This is a genomic window from Mycobacterium sp. (assembly GCF_036490025.1).
In the GTDB taxonomy this organism is placed as follows: domain Bacteria; phylum Actinomycetota; class Actinomycetes; order Mycobacteriales; family Mycobacteriaceae; genus Mycobacterium.
Map to the genome: position 1 here is coordinate 62,518 of NZ_DASXEP010000172.1, position 15,733 is coordinate 78,250.

The window sequence follows — 15,733 nt, forward strand, 5'->3', positions numbered from 1 at the left end:
AGTCACGACGATCTGCTCGGTCGAAAAGTTACCGGGTTCGCCGGTAACTTTCGCACTTCCTGGCCCGTCCTTGATGAAAAGAACCCTGACAGGGGGCCACCATGACCATTGTTGTGACCGGCGCGACCGGAAATGTCGGCCGCCCGCTGGTGTCGCTGCTCGCCGCCGCGGGTGCGCGAGTGCGAGCCGTTACCCGCAACCCGGAGACCGCCGGGTTGCCCGACGGTGTCGAGGCGGTTCACTCGGCCCTCGACGCGGTGCCCGGGGCGTCGGCGGTGTTTATCAATTCCCGCGCGCTCGGTGACGGTCTCGCCGATGTCGTAGCCGCCGCACGACGCACCGGCGTCGCGAAACTGGTGGCGCTGTCGGCTATCAACGCCGACGACGACTTTGCGCGGCAACCGTCGCGGTTTCGCGGCGACCGCAACAAGGAAGTCGAGCAGCTTTCCATCGACGCCGGCCTGCCCTGGGTAAGCCTGCGGCCCGCGGTCTTTGCGACAAATTTCGCCGGTATGTGGGCCGCGCAGATCCGGGCAGGTGACGTCGTTGGCGGGCCGTACGCCGACGCGTCCAGCGCGCCGATCGTCGAATCCGATATCGCCGCGGTGGCCGCGCACGCGCTGCTCACCGATGAGCTTGTCGGACAGCGGATCCCACTGACCGGGCCGCAGGCGTGCACCAACGCCGAGCTGGTCGACATCATCGGCACCGTGCTGGACCGACCGTTGCGATACGCCGAGGCTCCGCCCGATGTCGTACGGCAGCGTTTCATCGGAATAGGTCTGGGCGCCGAATTCGCCGATGCCTACATGTCCATGCTTGCCGACGCCGTCGACAAGCCGGCGCTGGTCACCCACGACGTCGAGAAGATCACCGGGCGACCGGCCACACCGTTCGCCAGTTGGGTTTCTGACCACCGCCAGCTGTTCACGAAATAACCAAGGAGACAAGACATGTCCGACCCACGTCCGCCCCGTTACCTCAAGCCGATGAACAAGATGATGATGGCGATACAGAAACTCGGCATACCGACCGGGCCCGCGATGGTGCTGACGGTGCCCGGCCGCAAGTCGGGTAGGCCGCGCAGCACGCCGATGACACCGTTTCACGTCGACGACGGCCTCTACGTGGTGGCGGGCTATCCCGGCGCGGACTGGGCCGCCAACGCCCGCGCCGCCGGCACCGGCACACTCAGTCGCGGCCGTCGTTCGCGACGGGTGCAGATCGTGGAACTTACTGCCGCACAGGCGCGCCCGATACTACGCATTTTCCCGGTCGAGGTCCCGGTCGGTGTCGCGTTCGCCAAAAGCTCGGGAATGGTGGTCGACGGCACACCCGACGAATTCGAGAATCTCGCCGGCCGCATCGCGGTCTTTCGGTTCGACCCGATTGCTCCTGGTTGACGGTCGCACTCAAAGCTGGACCGGCACATTCTTTTCCGCGCATGCGTCGGTGACCGCCGCGACGATGTCCTGGGTGCGAAGCGTCTCCAGATCCTCGACGGTCACCGAGCCCCTGTCGGTGCGGTGCTGGGCGGCCACTCGGGAGTCCCGTAACCGTTCGGCACGCTCGATGACGTTGCGGGCGAACCGTCCGTTCTGCATGACGTCGATCCCGTGCGTGCCGTCCGGCGCCAGATAGGCCCGCAGCGTCTTGCACGCCATGTTCAGCGCTTCGCGCGCGGCCGGCTCGATCACGGTTGCACGCGGTTGGCCGTAGCGAACCGCGATCTCCACCAGCTCATCCGGAGCGTAGGAGGCGAACCGCAGCTTGCGGTTGAACCGTCCCCCCAAACCCGGGTTCACGGTGAGGAATTCGTCGACTTCCTTCTCGTATCCGGCGCCGATGAAGCAGAAATCGAAGCGGTGTACTTCGAGCGCCACCAGCAGCTGGTTGACCGCCTCCATGCCGATCATGTCCGGCCGCCCGTCATGATGACGCTCCACCAATGAATAAAACTCATCCATGAAAAGGATGCGTCCCAGCGAACGCGCGATCAGCTCGTTGGTCCGCGGGCCTGAGGCACCGATGTGCTCGCCGCAGAAGTCGGCCCGCTTGACTTCGATGATCTCGGGGTGGCGCACGATGCCCAGCCCCGCATAGATCTTGCCCAGCGCCTCGGCTGTGGTCGTCTTTCCGGTGCCGGGCGGGCCGACCAGAAGCATGTGGTTGGTCTGGTTGGTCACCGGCAACCCGGCGGCCATCCGCAGCGCGCGGACCTCGATCTGATCTTCGATTTCGGCCACCGCGTGCTTGACTTCGCTGAGCCCGACCTGGTTGTTCAGCAGGGCCCGGCCTTCGGTCAGCAGCTCTTCGCGCCGAACTTCGTTTTTCTCCTCGTGGCGATCCTGCTCGGAGCGCTCGGTGCTGACGTCCCACTTGTTGGTGCGGGTGTTGATGGTCTCCTCGTCGGTCACCACCAACTGCAGGTGCTGATCGGCCAGCGCATCCTTGGCCGGCTCGATCAGCGCCCCGTTGATCGTCGCCTTCGACAGCCAGATCTGGGCCTTGTCTTCCTCGCCGAGCTGGCGGTGCGCCATCCCGCGCACATACGCGAGATCTGCTGCAATCAATGGGAATTCGTTGGGGTCAATCGCCGTCACCGCGGTGTCGGTCAGCTGGTGGCGACGCGCCTCGGCCGAACCGCCCGCCCGCAGATCGACCCGATCCGCCCAGTCCAGCGCGACACGGGCCTGTCCGAGATGGGCCGCCGCGTGAGCGGCCAGCGCGTTGGTGGCCGCAGTGACCGCCGACATGATGATCGCCTGCGGCGGCAAGATGGTTGCCGCCACCGAGATGACGTCCGGCCAGCGCTGGGTGGCGAACATCAGATACGCCCGCAGGTACTGCTGCCACTGGTGGTTTTCCCAGGTGTCAAGCAGGCCCGGATCTTCAAGCAGCGCTTTGGATTTCTCGAACTGGCCGTCATCGATCAGGGCACTCGCCAACGCCAGCCCGGCGTGGGACGACTCCGTGACCGAAATCGATAGATACGGCCCCGCTTTGATAGCCGCTGAGAGTCGGACACCAAGCCGATTGGTTTCCCGGTGCAACCGGGCTCCGTAGGCATACAGCTGCTGAAGCGTCGACAGCGCCTCGTCGCCGGCGGCGATTCTGCCCAGCCAAGCGTCAGCCATCGACTGGTCCAGATCGCTCGCCTCGCGGAACCGCGCTTGGGCCGACGACACGTCCGTGTCGAACACGGCCATCGCTTGATCGAACCGCTTGCGCGCGGCGACGGTGTTGGTACTGGTGGTCAAGCGCCGCTCCTCTTCATCGCTGCGGGATGGATTGCCCCGGCGCGGTCATCGTCTAGTCCACCGATTCGAGCTCGGTCGATCCGATCCTCGTCGGTTCCAAGGATATGTACCGATTCTCGGCCCGAAACAACTCGACCTCAACGGTGTGCAGTTGTCCAGCCGCCGTCACGTCGACCGTCGCCGGTCCGATTTGGGTGATCAGGACATCGGCGGAACCCCGGTACGGTGTGCCCGGCTCACCGATGGAGATCAGCGTGTTCGGCCGCGGCGCGGGAGTGACCGTCCCGTCGACGACGCTGACGGTGGTACCGGCAATCGGTCTGACCTGGTTGCCCACCGCGATGTCGGGCATCCGCACACTGGCCCAACGTTGCAGATCACGGGTGTGCACGGTGATGCGTTCGCCGGCCCCTGCCAGCCGCACGACGATTCGCTTGGCCAGTGCGTCCTGCGCGGCGATGTGCACGCGACTGAACTCTCCCGGGTCGTCGAGGGGGAGCATCAAGCGGTTACCCGCGTCGACCTTGCCCAGCAACACACCTGAGGGCCCGATCGGAATGACCAGCGGCCGGTTGAGAACGCCGCGGCGAACACCCTGCAACCTCGGCATCGGCCCGCAAAGGTTGGCGGCGATCGCGCGTGCCTGCTCCCCCGGCAGGATCCGAAACATGACGCTCGGCGGAGCTGTCGGGGGCTGTGCGCTACGCACGGTCACCGTTGCGGTCACACTGCCGTCTTCGAAAACGGTGATGTTCTGGATGATCCCGTCGGCGCGTAGCGCCCAGGCGTTCGCCAAACTCTCGGCGTTGATGTCACCCGGCCGGTACCAGTAAGTGGTCAGCCATCCACCTTCGCCCCGAGTCGTGCGCCACCGCTGGTGATGGGCGCTCAACGCTGAGTTGCCCAGCCGCCGTTCCAGCTCGACGATGTCGATAGCGGTCGCGACCTTCGCGCGAATACCGTTCTGCCGCAACGCCGCAGCGATCCGCTGGGCAGCGGCCAGCGTCGCGGTGCCGATCGAGGTGCGCCGCTGCAGCGGTTCGGCATTGGGCAATGCCGAGATCCGAACGATCAGCCACGTCTCGCGCTGTCCGGCGTAGGGAGGGGTGCCGATCAACGTGTCGTAGACACGGGGATAGTCACCGGTGCTACGCCGCCGGGACCCCACGCTGACCACGCTGAGCGAGTCGACCGCCAGACCCAGGCTCTGGTGCAGAAGCGGCAGCAACTCGGCGACGTCGACGGTGTTTGCGGTGAAGGTCGCCGTCGAGCCGGTGAACAGCGTCGGCCGATGCGCTTTCCCGAGCAGCTGCACGGCCACCACCGCGACGCCATCCTGGTAGCGCACCCCGCCACCAGAACGGTCGTTGGCCACCGTGATGGGTTCATTCAGCACGATCGCGCGTCCGCGCCGGCGCAGCAAGATCAGCCACGACCACAGCTGGTGACGGCGCCACGGGATCACGCCCACGATTACGCCCAGCGCCAAACCCGTTGCCGCGCCGGGGTATCCGCCCACGATCCAGCCGATCATGCCGGCCGCGAGCACGCCGACGATGACTGCGAGCTTTGTGGTGGCCGTCATCGCTCTTGCCGGGCCCGGGCGATCAACGAGGCGATCAGAACCACGGCCAGCACGACCCCGGCAAACACCAATGCGACATTGCGCGCGCGGTGATCCGGCGGTGGCGGCGGCGCGGCCGGAACGATCAGCCGGCTCTGGGCGCCCGGTGCGAGCCGGTCTCCGGGCGGCACATCGAAGGTCAACGCGGCGACTGGGTCCACGACCCCGTAGCCGACCTGGTTATCGACCCCACGTGGCGGATTATGCGACGTCTGCAGAATTCGGTTGATGACCTGATGGGCCGTCAACGCCGGGTATTTCGCCCGCACCAGCGCTGCCACCCCACTGACGTAGGCCGCCGAGAAACTCGTTCCCCAGAATGGGATGTTCTTTTCGCCGGGCCGGATAGGCGGATAAGCGTTGACCGGCCCGCCGGTTTGCGGGGATAGCCCCATGATCCCGACGCCTGGGGCCGCCGCGGCGACCCACGGCCCCGCCAAGCTCTTTTTGATCGGGGCGCCGGTGTTGTCCACTGCGCCGACGGAAAGCACGTAGTCCGAGAACCAGGACGGCGAGGACACCGTCTTGACCTGATGCCAGTCGCGGGGGTCAGACGCGTCCAGCGGGTCGAAGGCCGGGTTCTGGGCGCACTCGTCCTCGCCCTCGTTTCCGGCGGCCGCGACCACCACCGCGTCCTTGACAGTGGCCGCGTACCAGACGGCGGCCCCGATGGCGCTCTGGTCCATCGGGTCGGCAGCAGACACGCATGCAGTGACGCTGACATTGATCACTTTGGCGCCCATGTTGGCCGCGTGCACGATCGCGCTGGCCAGCGAGGCGATGGTACCGGCCTTTTTCCGGGCTTCCATATCTCCGCCGCCCGGCCGTTCTGGCTCGTAGGCCCGCGATGACTGGCGGATGGAGATGATTCTCGCGTGCGGAGCCACCCCGCCGACCCCGTCCGGCGCTCCGGGGGGAGGTGGCGGAACTTCGGGGTCGTCGGGAGCGCCGGCGACCGGATCGCCCGGCCCATTCGATGGTTCATCCGGCGGTGGTGGCGGCGGGGGCGGCGGAGCGGGCTTGGTTTCGGTGATCGTCACCGGCGAGGGCGGCGGCGGCGGCGCGACCGGCGCCGGCGGCCCGCCGGGGGGTGGAGGCGCGGCGTCGGTTGCCGGTGGGCCCGCCGGTGGCGGGAACGCGGGGACGGCCGGCATCGCCGCGGGCATGGGAGCGCCCTGGGGCGCCGCGGCGATCACCGAGGCCACGATCGTGCCGTGCGAGTCGCAGTCCATCAGCCCGTCGCCGCCCATGACGTAGTCCCCGCCCGGCACCACCGGGAGGCGGTGGCTGGGGTTGACGCCGGTGTCGATGACGGCAACGGGCACCCCGTTACCCGTCGAGTACTGCCAGGCTTTCGCGACGTTGAGCATCATGTAGCCGGGGGCGGGCACCGCCACATTCGGTTCGGCGACGGTGATGGTCCGCGCGCAGATGTTGCTCTGCCTCATTGCTTGATCCGGAGCGGGTTTACCGTCCGCAGGCACCCTGCCGGGATCAACGGCCGGTGGTGGAATCGCTTGAGCCAGCGGAAGAGTCGTTGGCAGCCCGACCAGCAGGCCGACCATCGTCAGGGCGGCAATTCGCCGCGTCGCAAACGCATGCGTCATCGCATGCGCACCCAGGTGAAGAGCCCGCCGATCCACGCCGCCATCGGTAGCGCCGCGATGATCGCGGCGATCTCCAGCCATTCGGCGATCATCCGCACCAGCGGCGTGAAGCGCGTGATCGGCACCAGCAACGCCGCGACGAGGCCGGCGGCGCCGAACAAACCCAGGATCAGCGCGCCCCACAGCAGCGGACCTCCGGCGCTCGCCGGCTCATGGACAACGTATTTGATGACAGCGGCGCACACTGCGGCCACGGCCCCGCAGACCAGCGCGACCGCCTGGCGCTTGTCGGCGAAGGCCCGTCCGCGGCTGATGAAAATGAGCACGAACAGCCCGGCCAGAACCAATGCCGCGGCACTGCGACCGCGGCCCGGCATCAGCGTGGCCCAGACGGCGGCGGGCAGCGTCGCTCCTGCCGCCACGCAGATACCGGTCAGCACGCTGTTGGCCCGCACGGCGCCGGCGGCGATCTGCGCCCCGCGCGGCGTGATGTCCGGGCTTACTTCTTCATCGAGCGCCTCATCCACGGGCGACACCGCGTCGACCGGCAGTCCCGCGCTGCGCTGGAAGAGGTCGCGCCCCGTCACGGACCCGAAGTACGGCGGCCGGATCCGTGCCGCCCATAACGCGATGGTGGGCGCCAGTGTCAGCACGAACAGCAGGCCCACCAGCGTGAGCATCCCCATCCACTGGGCAGGTACCGGTCGCCACATCCGCACCGCAGCGACCAGGCCTCCGATGGCACTCAGCGCCACAACCGTCGCTGCCACGCTGATGTGGCGCTGCGTCACCACGGCCAGGCCGGTTGTCAGTACCCCGGCCGCCAGAGCGGCGATGAATACGTGGGCCGCTCCGAGCTTGCCCGGTGCGGCCGTACCCAGGCTCACCGCGAGCAGCGGTATCGCCAGCCAGGCAAACCCGTCGATCAGGTCGCTGCGCTGCGGCCACCACTTGGCCACGACCCCGGCAGCGCCGGCGGCCAGCAGGCCGGTCGCGCCGGTCACAAGGCTTGGCGCCATCGAGTCACCGGCAACGCGGACGCGCAGCGCCAACCCGAACAAGGCCGCCGAGAGCATCGCCAGGACCGCCAGCGAGGTGTGCGCCGCGGTCACGGCCGTGACCGGTTGGAACAGCTTCTGGCCGGCGCGGGCCAATCCGGTAGACAACGACTCGTACTGCGGCTCGAACGAGTCGCCCTCCACGACCGGAGCCAGTACCAGGGTGGCACCGTCTTCTACGCCGAGCTCGTCGAGGGTTTTCGTGACGTCGAGACGCACACCGTTGGCCTTGTGTAGCTCGTAGCCGACTCCGGATTCCAGACCGGTCAGGCCCCGACGCTTGAGCTCATCGTTGAGCAGCTCGACGATATTGTCGACGAACACCTCCACCGGCACCGATGCCGGATAGACCTGCGAGACAAGGTGTTCGCCACATACGACCGCAACTGCGCAACGCGCCGGAAATGCGACTTTCGGCATTAACGTGGCCTGTCAGCGTCCGGTACGTATTTGTCCGCCAACGCCGCAGTGATCTCGAATAGTCGCAATCGTGTTTTTTTCTGCAATTCATGCTGCGTGTCGATGATCCCGCCTTTAGCTAAATGCGGATCGAACGGCATGAATTCGACTGTCGCGCCCGACTGCCCAAAGCGCTCAGTGAGATAAGCACGCGCGTCAGAATCGTATTTATCGCGGCTGTCATTCAGAATCACCATGCTGCGCGATACCAATTCGTGGTATCCCATCGACCGCAGCAAGTCGATGGAACGCGTCACTGGCAAGGAAGTGTCGGCGGTCAGCCCCGAAACGAAAACCAGGGTGTCGCAGGCGTCGAACACCGCCTTCATCACCGGGTGCTCGAGGTCGTCCGAGGTGTCCACCACGATGACGTTGTGGGTGCGACGGAGACGCGAAAGCACCCCCGCGAACATTGACGGCACCAGCGGCCTGGGTTGGTCGGATGCCCGATTTCCCGCCAGCACGTCGAGTCCTAAGCTGTTCTGCCCCAAGTGCTCCCGAATATCGGCATACCCCTGCACGTCGGTATCGTTCAACACGGCCGAGTAATCCCCCGGCGGAGCCTCATCGATCCGGCCGGCGAGTGTGCCGAACCCAGGGGCGGCGTCGATCGCGACGACGTTCTCCGGACGGCATTCGCGGAACACCGCGCCGATGCACGCCGTCAGCGTGGTTTTACCGACGCCGCCCTTTCCGGATACCACCCCGACGACGTATTGCTTGCGGATGTGGCGGCGTATCCTCCCCTGCAATTCGCGGTAGTGCCGCTCGGCCGGCGATTCACCTAGATTTATTGTCTGAAAAGACGCGTTATACAGAAACTTTCGCCACCCGGATCCGGGCGGGATTTTCCGCGGTGTAACCATGTCGGAGATACGCAACGTTCCCGAGACGGAGTCGGGATGTTGAGGACGCGAACCTGCACTTTGTCTCGCAGGTTGCGAGCCTTGCTCCGCCGAATTAGATGGCGTGTTCCACGGATTTGTCACGATGCCGATGCTAACATGCGCGCCATAGCCTTTACTTACACAACCTTTCGGTAGGAATGCCATTCCTCATTGGCTGGTAGCCGCCGCACCATATGGTTGATCGCGGCAGCGATGTTGGTCGCCGACCCCGGCGCAATGACCATCCATTTCTTGCCCCCCGACGGCACCTGCTCAGCCACCAGTCGTCCCTCCGGGGAGTCGATGATGGTTACCACGCTGCGCTCGACGTGCGTCCTGGTGGGCTGGCCAGTTTCCACACCGCATTGCAGTGCGACGATCGACGCCTGAGTCGAACGGGTGGGATCGGCGGCGGTCACCAACATGCGCTTCTGATCGGCGTCCAACTGCTGGCCGGCCAGAAATTTTTTCAGAGATTCCGGGCTGTTCACCCCAGACACCAGGGCATCGACGTCCAGCGTGAGGGGCCGCAGCGGGGCCGACGTGTTCGTACCGCACAGTCTTTCGATCTGGGCAATCAGAACCGCATTGGCAGCGCCTTCGGCGGTTGCGGTTCCTGCGCCGCCGATGCGGATCAGTTCTTCGGAACGCTCGATCACCACCCACCACTGCGCGAAGCGCGCCAGTAGCGCCATCGCCGGTCGTTGGCCCGCCTCAGGATTGCGCACATGAATGAGCAGCGCGATGTCTCGACGCGCGAGCACCGTCATCCACTCGGCGACAACCGAATCGACCGTGCCCGCCTCGTCGATGACGCCTGCAGCCCGCAGTTCGGCGGCGATGGGGTGTCCCAGCGCCATCTGCGCCGTCTCGAAGCTGGGCAAAATCGGGCGCAGCGCCAACTCAGGAGCGAGCACCTCGATGCCGGCGAGTACCTGCAGGACCCAAAGTCCGTCGACGGTGGTGGTCAACATGCCGGTCTATCCAAGCCGCTGGGGCGCACACATGGCATGCACCCCAGCTGAAGTATTTCGACTCGCGTCAGACGAAGAAGTTGGTGGAGCTCATGTCCGTGGCGTGGGCTGAAGCGTTCACCGTGTGAATCGTCTGGCCGTGTTGCATAACGGTTTCGATGAGGCCCTCGAAGCCCTTGAGCATCTGGATCTGCGCCTCGTAGAAAGCCGCATGCGCTTGGCCCTGGAAGAAGCCGGCGATTTGATCGGTCCGATGCTTGATGTCGTCGTGGTGCTCCATGAGGATCGCCGCCTGGTTACCGACACCAGAGGCTAGATCGTTGACAGCGCCGTGGTCGTATTGAATGTTTCCGAAGCTCATTTGATGCGTCCTAACTCGCGATGAATTCTATGGATTGGTCGAATGGCTCTTAGGCGTTGATCCCGGCATCGCCCGCAAAGCCCGCAAAGCTGTGTGCCGCGTCCGCCTCGTGCTGCTCCATCATCAGCGCAACCTTGCCGAGTCCCTGAGCCAGCTTGGTCCCCCACGTGACGGCCTGCGCCAGATCGTGTTGCACCTTGGTCGCTGTGGTGGTCGAGGATTGGTAACCATCGCCCTGCCAAGCAACGCCCATCGCCTCGTGGTTGCTCAGGTACTGGTTTGCGATGACCGTCGCGTGCTCTAACGCCGTCTCGATCGCCTGCTGCGTCGAGCGCATCATGTCGGGTGTTACCTGAAGTAGTGCCATTGCCTCTCCCTTGGCTAGTGCCCCTAAACCGGAACGTGCCGCTAGTGTAAGCACGAGCCGGTAGTCTCACACCTCACCTTTTAAATCCCCCGGTAGCAGGGCTCCACCTGCCCGAACGAGTGCGCAACGTACGAATACGCCGCTGCATTCTCGACGGCGACGGCAGCTCGATCGGCGCGCTGTCCCGCGATAATCATGCACCCGCCGACAGCGAGGCCGCCGACCACGGGACCGATCATGATCCACATCGGGTTGAGCCGGCGGGCGTAGGCGACCACGACGACGACCAGTACCGCGACAGTGATGACGGTGGTGGCGACGGCGGCAAAGTGGAATCCGACCCTTTGTGCGACGTACCAGCCGTGCAAAGACGCCAATGTGTGTTGGCTTCGGAAGCCCAAACTCGTATTCGGTTGGATGCCGCGGTTATTGGCACGTGCCGAAAGGAACCAGAGACCGGCGGTGGCAGCAATGAGCAATAGTCCATTTGATGCAACCCAGATGCGCATCGTGATCCTGCCGTAGCGAGCGTTCGGCGTTTGCTCGGTGTACATGGTCAGGTGTCCTTTGCATCCTGGTGAGCGTTCCGCGATAGCGATTCATTCTGTTCTTCCTGCCGGTCCCGGAGCAATATCTGCCACTGACCATTCGAGACTGGAATATTCGGTGTCGCGATAAGGGCCGCGACTGCCACCATCACCAGCGAGAAGCTGAACAGACCCATGCTCAGGAAAATGAGCGCGTGCAGAACCGATCCGAGCCAGAACGCCGCCAACCGCCACCGGGCCTCCAGGAGCGTGAACAGCGCGATAGCCAATTCGATCACTATCGTCCCCCAGGTGATCATCAGCGTGGTGAGGCTCTGGTCTGATAACCACATCCAGAGCGGTGCGAGAGGACCCGCGGACCCAAACATCTTGTCGCGTACGAAGTAGTAGAACCCCGAGCCGTTCTGCCAATCGGCGACGCCCATCTTGGCGATGGCACTATCGGCGTACACGTAGGCGATCTGCAAGCGCAACGCCCAGAAGTTCAAGTAGGCGACCGTGCGCCAATTGGGATGCATGCGCTGCTGCGGCGGAGCCCACTGCCAACGCCGCCCGTCGCCAACGCACATGGGGACGATGAGCGCAACGACAATCAGCGCAATCGAATCGCCGCCGTCCGGCAACGTGATCGAGGTAGTGACCGAAAAGACGATCCATAGGTGCAGCAGACTTAGATACCTTGGCCGATATCCGGAGGCGACCAGCAGAAGTCCGACTATCGCGAGCCATCGTCGGGCGTCGATGAGTTCATGCGAATTCCCCAGGCAGAACAACGACACCCGAGGGTGGACGGTGCATACCGGGCCGGTAATCGTACCCACCGTGGTGAAAAGGGCGAGCGGTCGTGTGAATAGCAATTCGGATGCGGTAGCCAGGGCCAGTACGGTCCGCCCCATCGCGAACCACCGACTCCGGTAATCAGACCTGAGCGCGCGGCCCACGGCACCGCGCACAATCTCGTTGATGATCCGGTCCTAGTGGCCGTGGACGCAAACGACGCGGGCCGGGGCGATCTGGTCGATGGTGTAGCGAGCGTCGATGAGCCGCCGGTATCCCCACTTCACGGTGCTTTCGGCGGTGAGTGCAACCGGTCCGCACACCGTTGGCACCGGGCTTTCGTTGCGCAGTTCTACTTGGGAGCGGTGCAGAATCCCAGCAAAACACGTAGCGCGGTCCAGCGAGGTGCAGTCAGCCCACGCGTCGGGAGGCACCTTGTGTATCAGGTTCGCCATTTCGGGTCCTTGGGCGCGTTGGGTGCGCGAGACGCCAAACAGGTTGGCCGCCTTGGCTTGCGGTGTCACAAGCAGACTTGCTCCAACAGTGCCGTCCGGTCCGAGCCGGTAGGCGTCAACCTGTTCGGTCTCGGGTGACCGGGTGAAGAATGCGAAGTTCTGTCCGGCAACCGTGTTGAGTTCAGCGCGCAACACAGTCGCCTGGGTATGACCCCACAGGATGTTTGACGGCATAGCTGCCACCAGGCTGACAATCCCCGCCGATGCGAGCAGCAACGTGAAACCAATGCCCACGGCAACGGTTGGTTTCAGGCTCCGGCGTACACGACCTGACCGCCGTAGGGCGCGTCGCAGAATGGCGGTTTTCATGACCGGAGCGTTTTGCTGATCGTGGCGATTGCGCTCTGACGATCCAAGTCGGTTGGAAGGTTTTCGAATTGATAGCTGACCAATATCGGTACCAGGGCCACCCAAACCACCACGAAGCTTGCTACCAAAGCGGCGTACGCCAGCGCCACAGCGCCCATGTAAGTGAACCAAACGGCGAGGAAATTCTCCCCGAGGACGATGTAGTTCCAAAGACCAATGCCATTGACCTTGATGGGGTAGCTCGGTTTGCCAGGCGGTGCCTTTGGTGGCGGGGGCGGCGGTGGGCACGGGTCGTCTTGTTTGTGTGCCGCCTTGAGCCATCGATCCGTTGCAGCGTCGATACGCCGCAGCGCACTGTCGAGTCGTAGCGGATCAGCAGCATTGAATGCTGTGGTCAAGGCGGGCCCGGCGGCGGCATCGATGCTGTGGATACAACTGGTTACCTGTTCGGCGGCGGAGCGTGCCTGCCCTTCGGGCAGAGACTTGGCGACCCGCGCCGCACCCAAGGTGGGGTGATCAGCGACAACCCGACCCGCGGAGAACGCAAGGAATTCGAGAATGTCGGTCGCTGTGTAGGAGGCGTGCACGGTGTGCCGTTTCATCGGCGCCTCTGGGTGAATCGCATACAGCGCGACACTTCCGGCCAACGCGGTGGCGGTGAGAGGTAAAAGGATCCAAATCCTCATCGCTACTGCTAGTCGCCACTGCCGGCATCGGCCGATTTCGCGGCGTTTCCCGCGACGTACGCGCTATAGACGACCAGAGCGAGTATCACGGCGATGACGACGAATCCGACAAGCCTGACTACGCCGGGCGTCGAGACGTACAGTGCAACCGCGAATAACGCGCCGCATGTCACGACATTCATGAGCAGAAATAGCGGTGTCAAGCGCAGGGCCGCGCGGTGGCCGGCCACCCAACCCCGATCGCTGCGCAGCGTGGACGGCGTGCGGATTCCGACCCACTGATTACGCGCAAGCCGGCCGTTAGCCGCCCGCCGGGCGAGCACGATGAACACGACAGTCGCCAGGATCGAGACAAAAGACAACACGCCTGCCTGCACCAGTGCATCTAGACGTTCAGATTCCATGAGGTTTCCCTTTGCAGTTTTTGTCCCCGGCGAGCGTGCAGACTGTGAAATGCCGCACGGAGTGAGCGATTCCACCGTCCCGGCAGTAGGTGACATCCACCGCGCCGATGATCGCCATCTCGGGCAGCATTGCACCGGGCTCGGCGCAATTCACTTTAGACACGGCGTCATTGGTGATCTGGAGGCATTGATTGGCGGCCCAGTCGTAGTCAAGACATACCGCTCCCGAGGGAGAGGAATAGGTGAGGTCGGCGTCGTGCACGCACTGGGAGACATTGCCGACGCGGCCTATCACACGGAAAGTGCTTGCAGTTGAGCCGCACGCTTCGTCGACGAGCTTCGGTGAGCCGTTGACGTGGCGCAGCGACACACACGACATCGGGGCTGTCGGCGTGGTGGGTGTGGTTGCGCTGATGGGCAGGCGGGCAAAGTCGGTCGTGGGATAAACCACGACCTGGGGCTTGAGCACCCCCAGCCCCGCCAAGACGAGAGCTGTAACGGTCAACGCGCCAAGCGCGATTGGCCAGAGCCAACGACTGAAGAAACCGCGGTCTTGGTCGGCGATCACATGTCCGACACGCATGGCGGCTTAGTCACCTGGGCCGGGTGCCCGAGCTGGGCCGCCGAGTGCGCCTGTTGCGGCGGCTGCGGCGGCTGCGGCGGCGCAGGATGGCTCGGCGCAGATGGCTGCTGTGGCGGAGGCGATGGCGGCGTCTGCTGTTGCGGCGGCGCAGGATGACTCGGCGCCGGTTGCTGCTGCTGAGGCGGCACAGGATGACTGGGGGCCGGTTGGCTCGCGTCAGGCTGCGCAGGCGGCGCGGGATGTTGCGGCGGCGCGGGTTGACTCGCATCCGGCAGCTGGCTGCCACCATTCATGCCGGAGCTGGGCCCTGCGCCCATACCCGAGCCACCGGATCCGCCTGTGCCGGACCCACTGCCGCCGCCCGGCTGATACGACGGCTGGCTGGGGTCGTCGGTCGGCATCTGCTGCTGCTGTGGTTGCGGTTGCGGTTGTGGTTGCTGCTGAGGGTGTTGGGGTGGGTTGTGCTGCGGTGGTGGTTGTTGTTGGGGTTGGGGGGGTGGGTTGAGGGTGTGGGCGATGTCGCCGTTGTTGGGCAGCGGTGGTTGTTGGGGCGGCATCGGGGGGGTGGGTCGGGTGGGGTCAGGAGTCACGTAGGCCAGCGGTTGGGTGGCGGTAGCCAGGCCGGAGGTGGCCGCGGTGGTGGTCAGCGGCATGGCCGAGACCGGGCCGCGCAGTGCCGAGGCGTTGAGCATGCCCGGGGCCAGGCCGGTGGCGCGTCCCGCGCTCGGTGGCGGGGGCGGGGAGAACGGTTGGGCCGGCGGCACGAAACTGGTCACCCCGGGCGCGGCCGGCATCGGCGTCGGCGTCGGCGGGCGCATCAGTTGCGCGATCGGCGGCTGTACGGCCGTGGGTGGTACTGGCGGCGGGGTCATCAGGTTCGCGTTCGGGGACGGGGCGAACATCCCCGCCGAGGACGGTGCTGGGGCCATCGACTGCGCCGGGGTCGGCGGCGCCATCTGCTGCACCGGGGCCATCGGTTGGGCCGGGACGCTGGTCGCCGGGGTCGAGACGGAGGACCCCGAGGAACTGACCGCGGGCAACGCCGCCGCGGGCAACGCCGCCGCGGGCCCGGCGACCGCGCTGGCCCCCGAGCTGACCATCCCCACCGCGGCCTGCATCCCACTCAACGCGGCACTCTCGGCGACCGAGGCGGCCGCGACCGCCACCGCCGCAATCGATCCCCCCGAGACCGCCGGCAACGACGGCGTCATCAACGCCGCCCCCAACCCATCCAACGCCGCCCCATAGCGCACCCCCGCCGCGGCGTTGTTGGGCCACATGAACCCGAAATACTCCAGATTCAAATCCGTGATC

17 protein-coding genes are annotated in these 15,733 nt (G+C 65.3%); 3 read left to right on the top strand and 14 right to left on the bottom strand.

The features are described from left to right. Positions 1 to 101 precede the first annotated feature (101 nt). Both VGG53_RS20000 and VGG53_RS20005 read left to right on the top strand, forming a co-directional pair. A complete protein-coding gene (locus VGG53_RS20000) occupies positions 102 to 938 on the top strand; it encodes an NAD(P)H-binding protein (RefSeq protein ID WP_331519821.1) in 837 nt (278 codons plus the stop codon). A 15-nt stretch (positions 939 to 953) separates the two neighbouring features. Then, positions 954 to 1,403, top strand: a complete 450-nt coding sequence (locus VGG53_RS20005; RefSeq protein ID WP_331519822.1) for a nitroreductase family deazaflavin-dependent oxidoreductase — start codon at positions 954 to 956, stop codon at positions 1,401 to 1,403. A 9-nt stretch (positions 1,404 to 1,412) separates the two neighbouring features. Here VGG53_RS20005 and eccA read toward each other — a convergent pair whose 3' ends face one another. The 14 genes from eccA to VGG53_RS20075 form a co-directional block, all read right to left on the bottom strand. Then, positions 1,413 to 3,209 (bottom strand): type VII secretion AAA-ATPase EccA, encoded by a 1,797-nt coding sequence (eccA, locus tag VGG53_RS20010; RefSeq protein ID WP_331519843.1) that lies wholly within the window; start codon positions 3,207 to 3,209, stop codon positions 1,413 to 1,415. Between the two features lie 103 nt (positions 3,210 to 3,312). After that, positions 3,313 to 4,845, bottom strand: coding sequence for a type VII secretion protein EccE (gene eccE / locus VGG53_RS20015; RefSeq protein ID WP_331519823.1), 1,533 nt, complete (start codon positions 4,843 to 4,845; stop codon positions 3,313 to 3,315). Continuing rightward, complete coding sequence (mycP, locus tag VGG53_RS20020; RefSeq protein WP_414689011.1) at positions 4,842 to 6,491, bottom strand: type VII secretion-associated serine protease mycosin; 1,650 nt, start codon at positions 6,489 to 6,491, stop codon at positions 4,842 to 4,844. The genes eccE and mycP overlap by 4 nt, the downstream gene beginning before the upstream one ends. Then, the gene (gene eccD / locus VGG53_RS20025) at positions 6,488 to 7,969 is read right to left on the bottom strand and encodes a type VII secretion integral membrane protein EccD (protein ID WP_331519824.1); all 1,482 of its coding nucleotides are present in this window, start codon (positions 7,967 to 7,969) and stop codon (positions 6,488 to 6,490) included. Before eccD ends, mycP begins: the two co-directional genes overlap by 4 nt. Next, the gene (locus VGG53_RS20030) at positions 7,969 to 8,997 is read right to left on the bottom strand and encodes a MinD/ParA family protein (protein WP_331519825.1); all 1,029 of its coding nucleotides are present in this window, start codon (positions 8,995 to 8,997) and stop codon (positions 7,969 to 7,971) included. The genes eccD and VGG53_RS20030 overlap by 1 nt, the downstream gene beginning before the upstream one ends. Positions 8,998 to 9,032: 35 nt before the next feature. Continuing rightward, a complete protein-coding gene (locus VGG53_RS20035; RefSeq protein ID WP_331519827.1) occupies positions 9,033 to 9,869 on the bottom strand; it encodes an ESX secretion-associated protein EspG in 837 nt (278 codons plus the stop codon). A 67-nt stretch (positions 9,870 to 9,936) separates the two neighbouring features. Further along, positions 9,937 to 10,230, bottom strand: a complete 294-nt coding sequence (locus tag VGG53_RS20040) for a WXG100 family type VII secretion target (protein ID WP_331519828.1) — start codon at positions 10,228 to 10,230, stop codon at positions 9,937 to 9,939. A 49-nt stretch (positions 10,231 to 10,279) separates the two neighbouring features. Further along, positions 10,280 to 10,597 (bottom strand): type VII secretion protein EsxD, encoded by a 318-nt coding sequence (locus VGG53_RS20045; RefSeq protein WP_331519829.1) that lies wholly within the window; start codon positions 10,595 to 10,597, stop codon positions 10,280 to 10,282. A gap of 80 nt (positions 10,598 to 10,677) precedes the next feature. Then, positions 10,678 to 10,974 carry a hypothetical protein gene (locus VGG53_RS20050; RefSeq protein ID WP_331519830.1) on the bottom strand — a complete coding sequence of 99 codons (297 nt, stop codon included), beginning with the start codon at positions 10,972 to 10,974 and terminating at the stop codon, positions 10,678 to 10,680. A gap of 179 nt (positions 10,975 to 11,153) precedes the next feature. Then, complete coding sequence (locus tag VGG53_RS20055; protein WP_331519831.1) at positions 11,154 to 12,098, bottom strand: sporulation-delaying protein SdpB family protein; 945 nt, start codon at positions 12,096 to 12,098, stop codon at positions 11,154 to 11,156. A gap of 21 nt (positions 12,099 to 12,119) precedes the next feature. Then, positions 12,120 to 12,671 (bottom strand): SdpA family antimicrobial peptide system protein, encoded by a 552-nt coding sequence (locus VGG53_RS20060; protein WP_331519832.1) that lies wholly within the window; start codon positions 12,669 to 12,671, stop codon positions 12,120 to 12,122. A gap of 71 nt (positions 12,672 to 12,742) precedes the next feature. Next, positions 12,743 to 13,432, bottom strand: coding sequence for a hypothetical protein (locus VGG53_RS20065; RefSeq protein WP_331519833.1), 690 nt, complete (start codon positions 13,430 to 13,432; stop codon positions 12,743 to 12,745). Between the two features lie 8 nt (positions 13,433 to 13,440). Continuing rightward, the gene (locus VGG53_RS20070; RefSeq protein WP_331519834.1) at positions 13,441 to 13,836 is read right to left on the bottom strand and encodes an SdpI family protein; all 396 of its coding nucleotides are present in this window, start codon (positions 13,834 to 13,836) and stop codon (positions 13,441 to 13,443) included. Then, the gene (locus VGG53_RS20075) at positions 13,826 to 14,419 is read right to left on the bottom strand and encodes a hypothetical protein (RefSeq protein ID WP_331519835.1); all 594 of its coding nucleotides are present in this window, start codon (positions 14,417 to 14,419) and stop codon (positions 13,826 to 13,828) included. Before VGG53_RS20075 ends, VGG53_RS20070 begins: the two co-directional genes overlap by 11 nt. A gap of 606 nt (positions 14,420 to 15,025) precedes the next feature. Between VGG53_RS20075 and VGG53_RS20080 the strand changes: the two genes are divergently transcribed. Beyond that, positions 15,026 to 15,667, top strand: coding sequence for a hypothetical protein (locus VGG53_RS20080; RefSeq protein WP_331519836.1), 642 nt, complete (start codon positions 15,026 to 15,028; stop codon positions 15,665 to 15,667). Positions 15,668 to 15,733 lie beyond the last annotated feature (66 nt).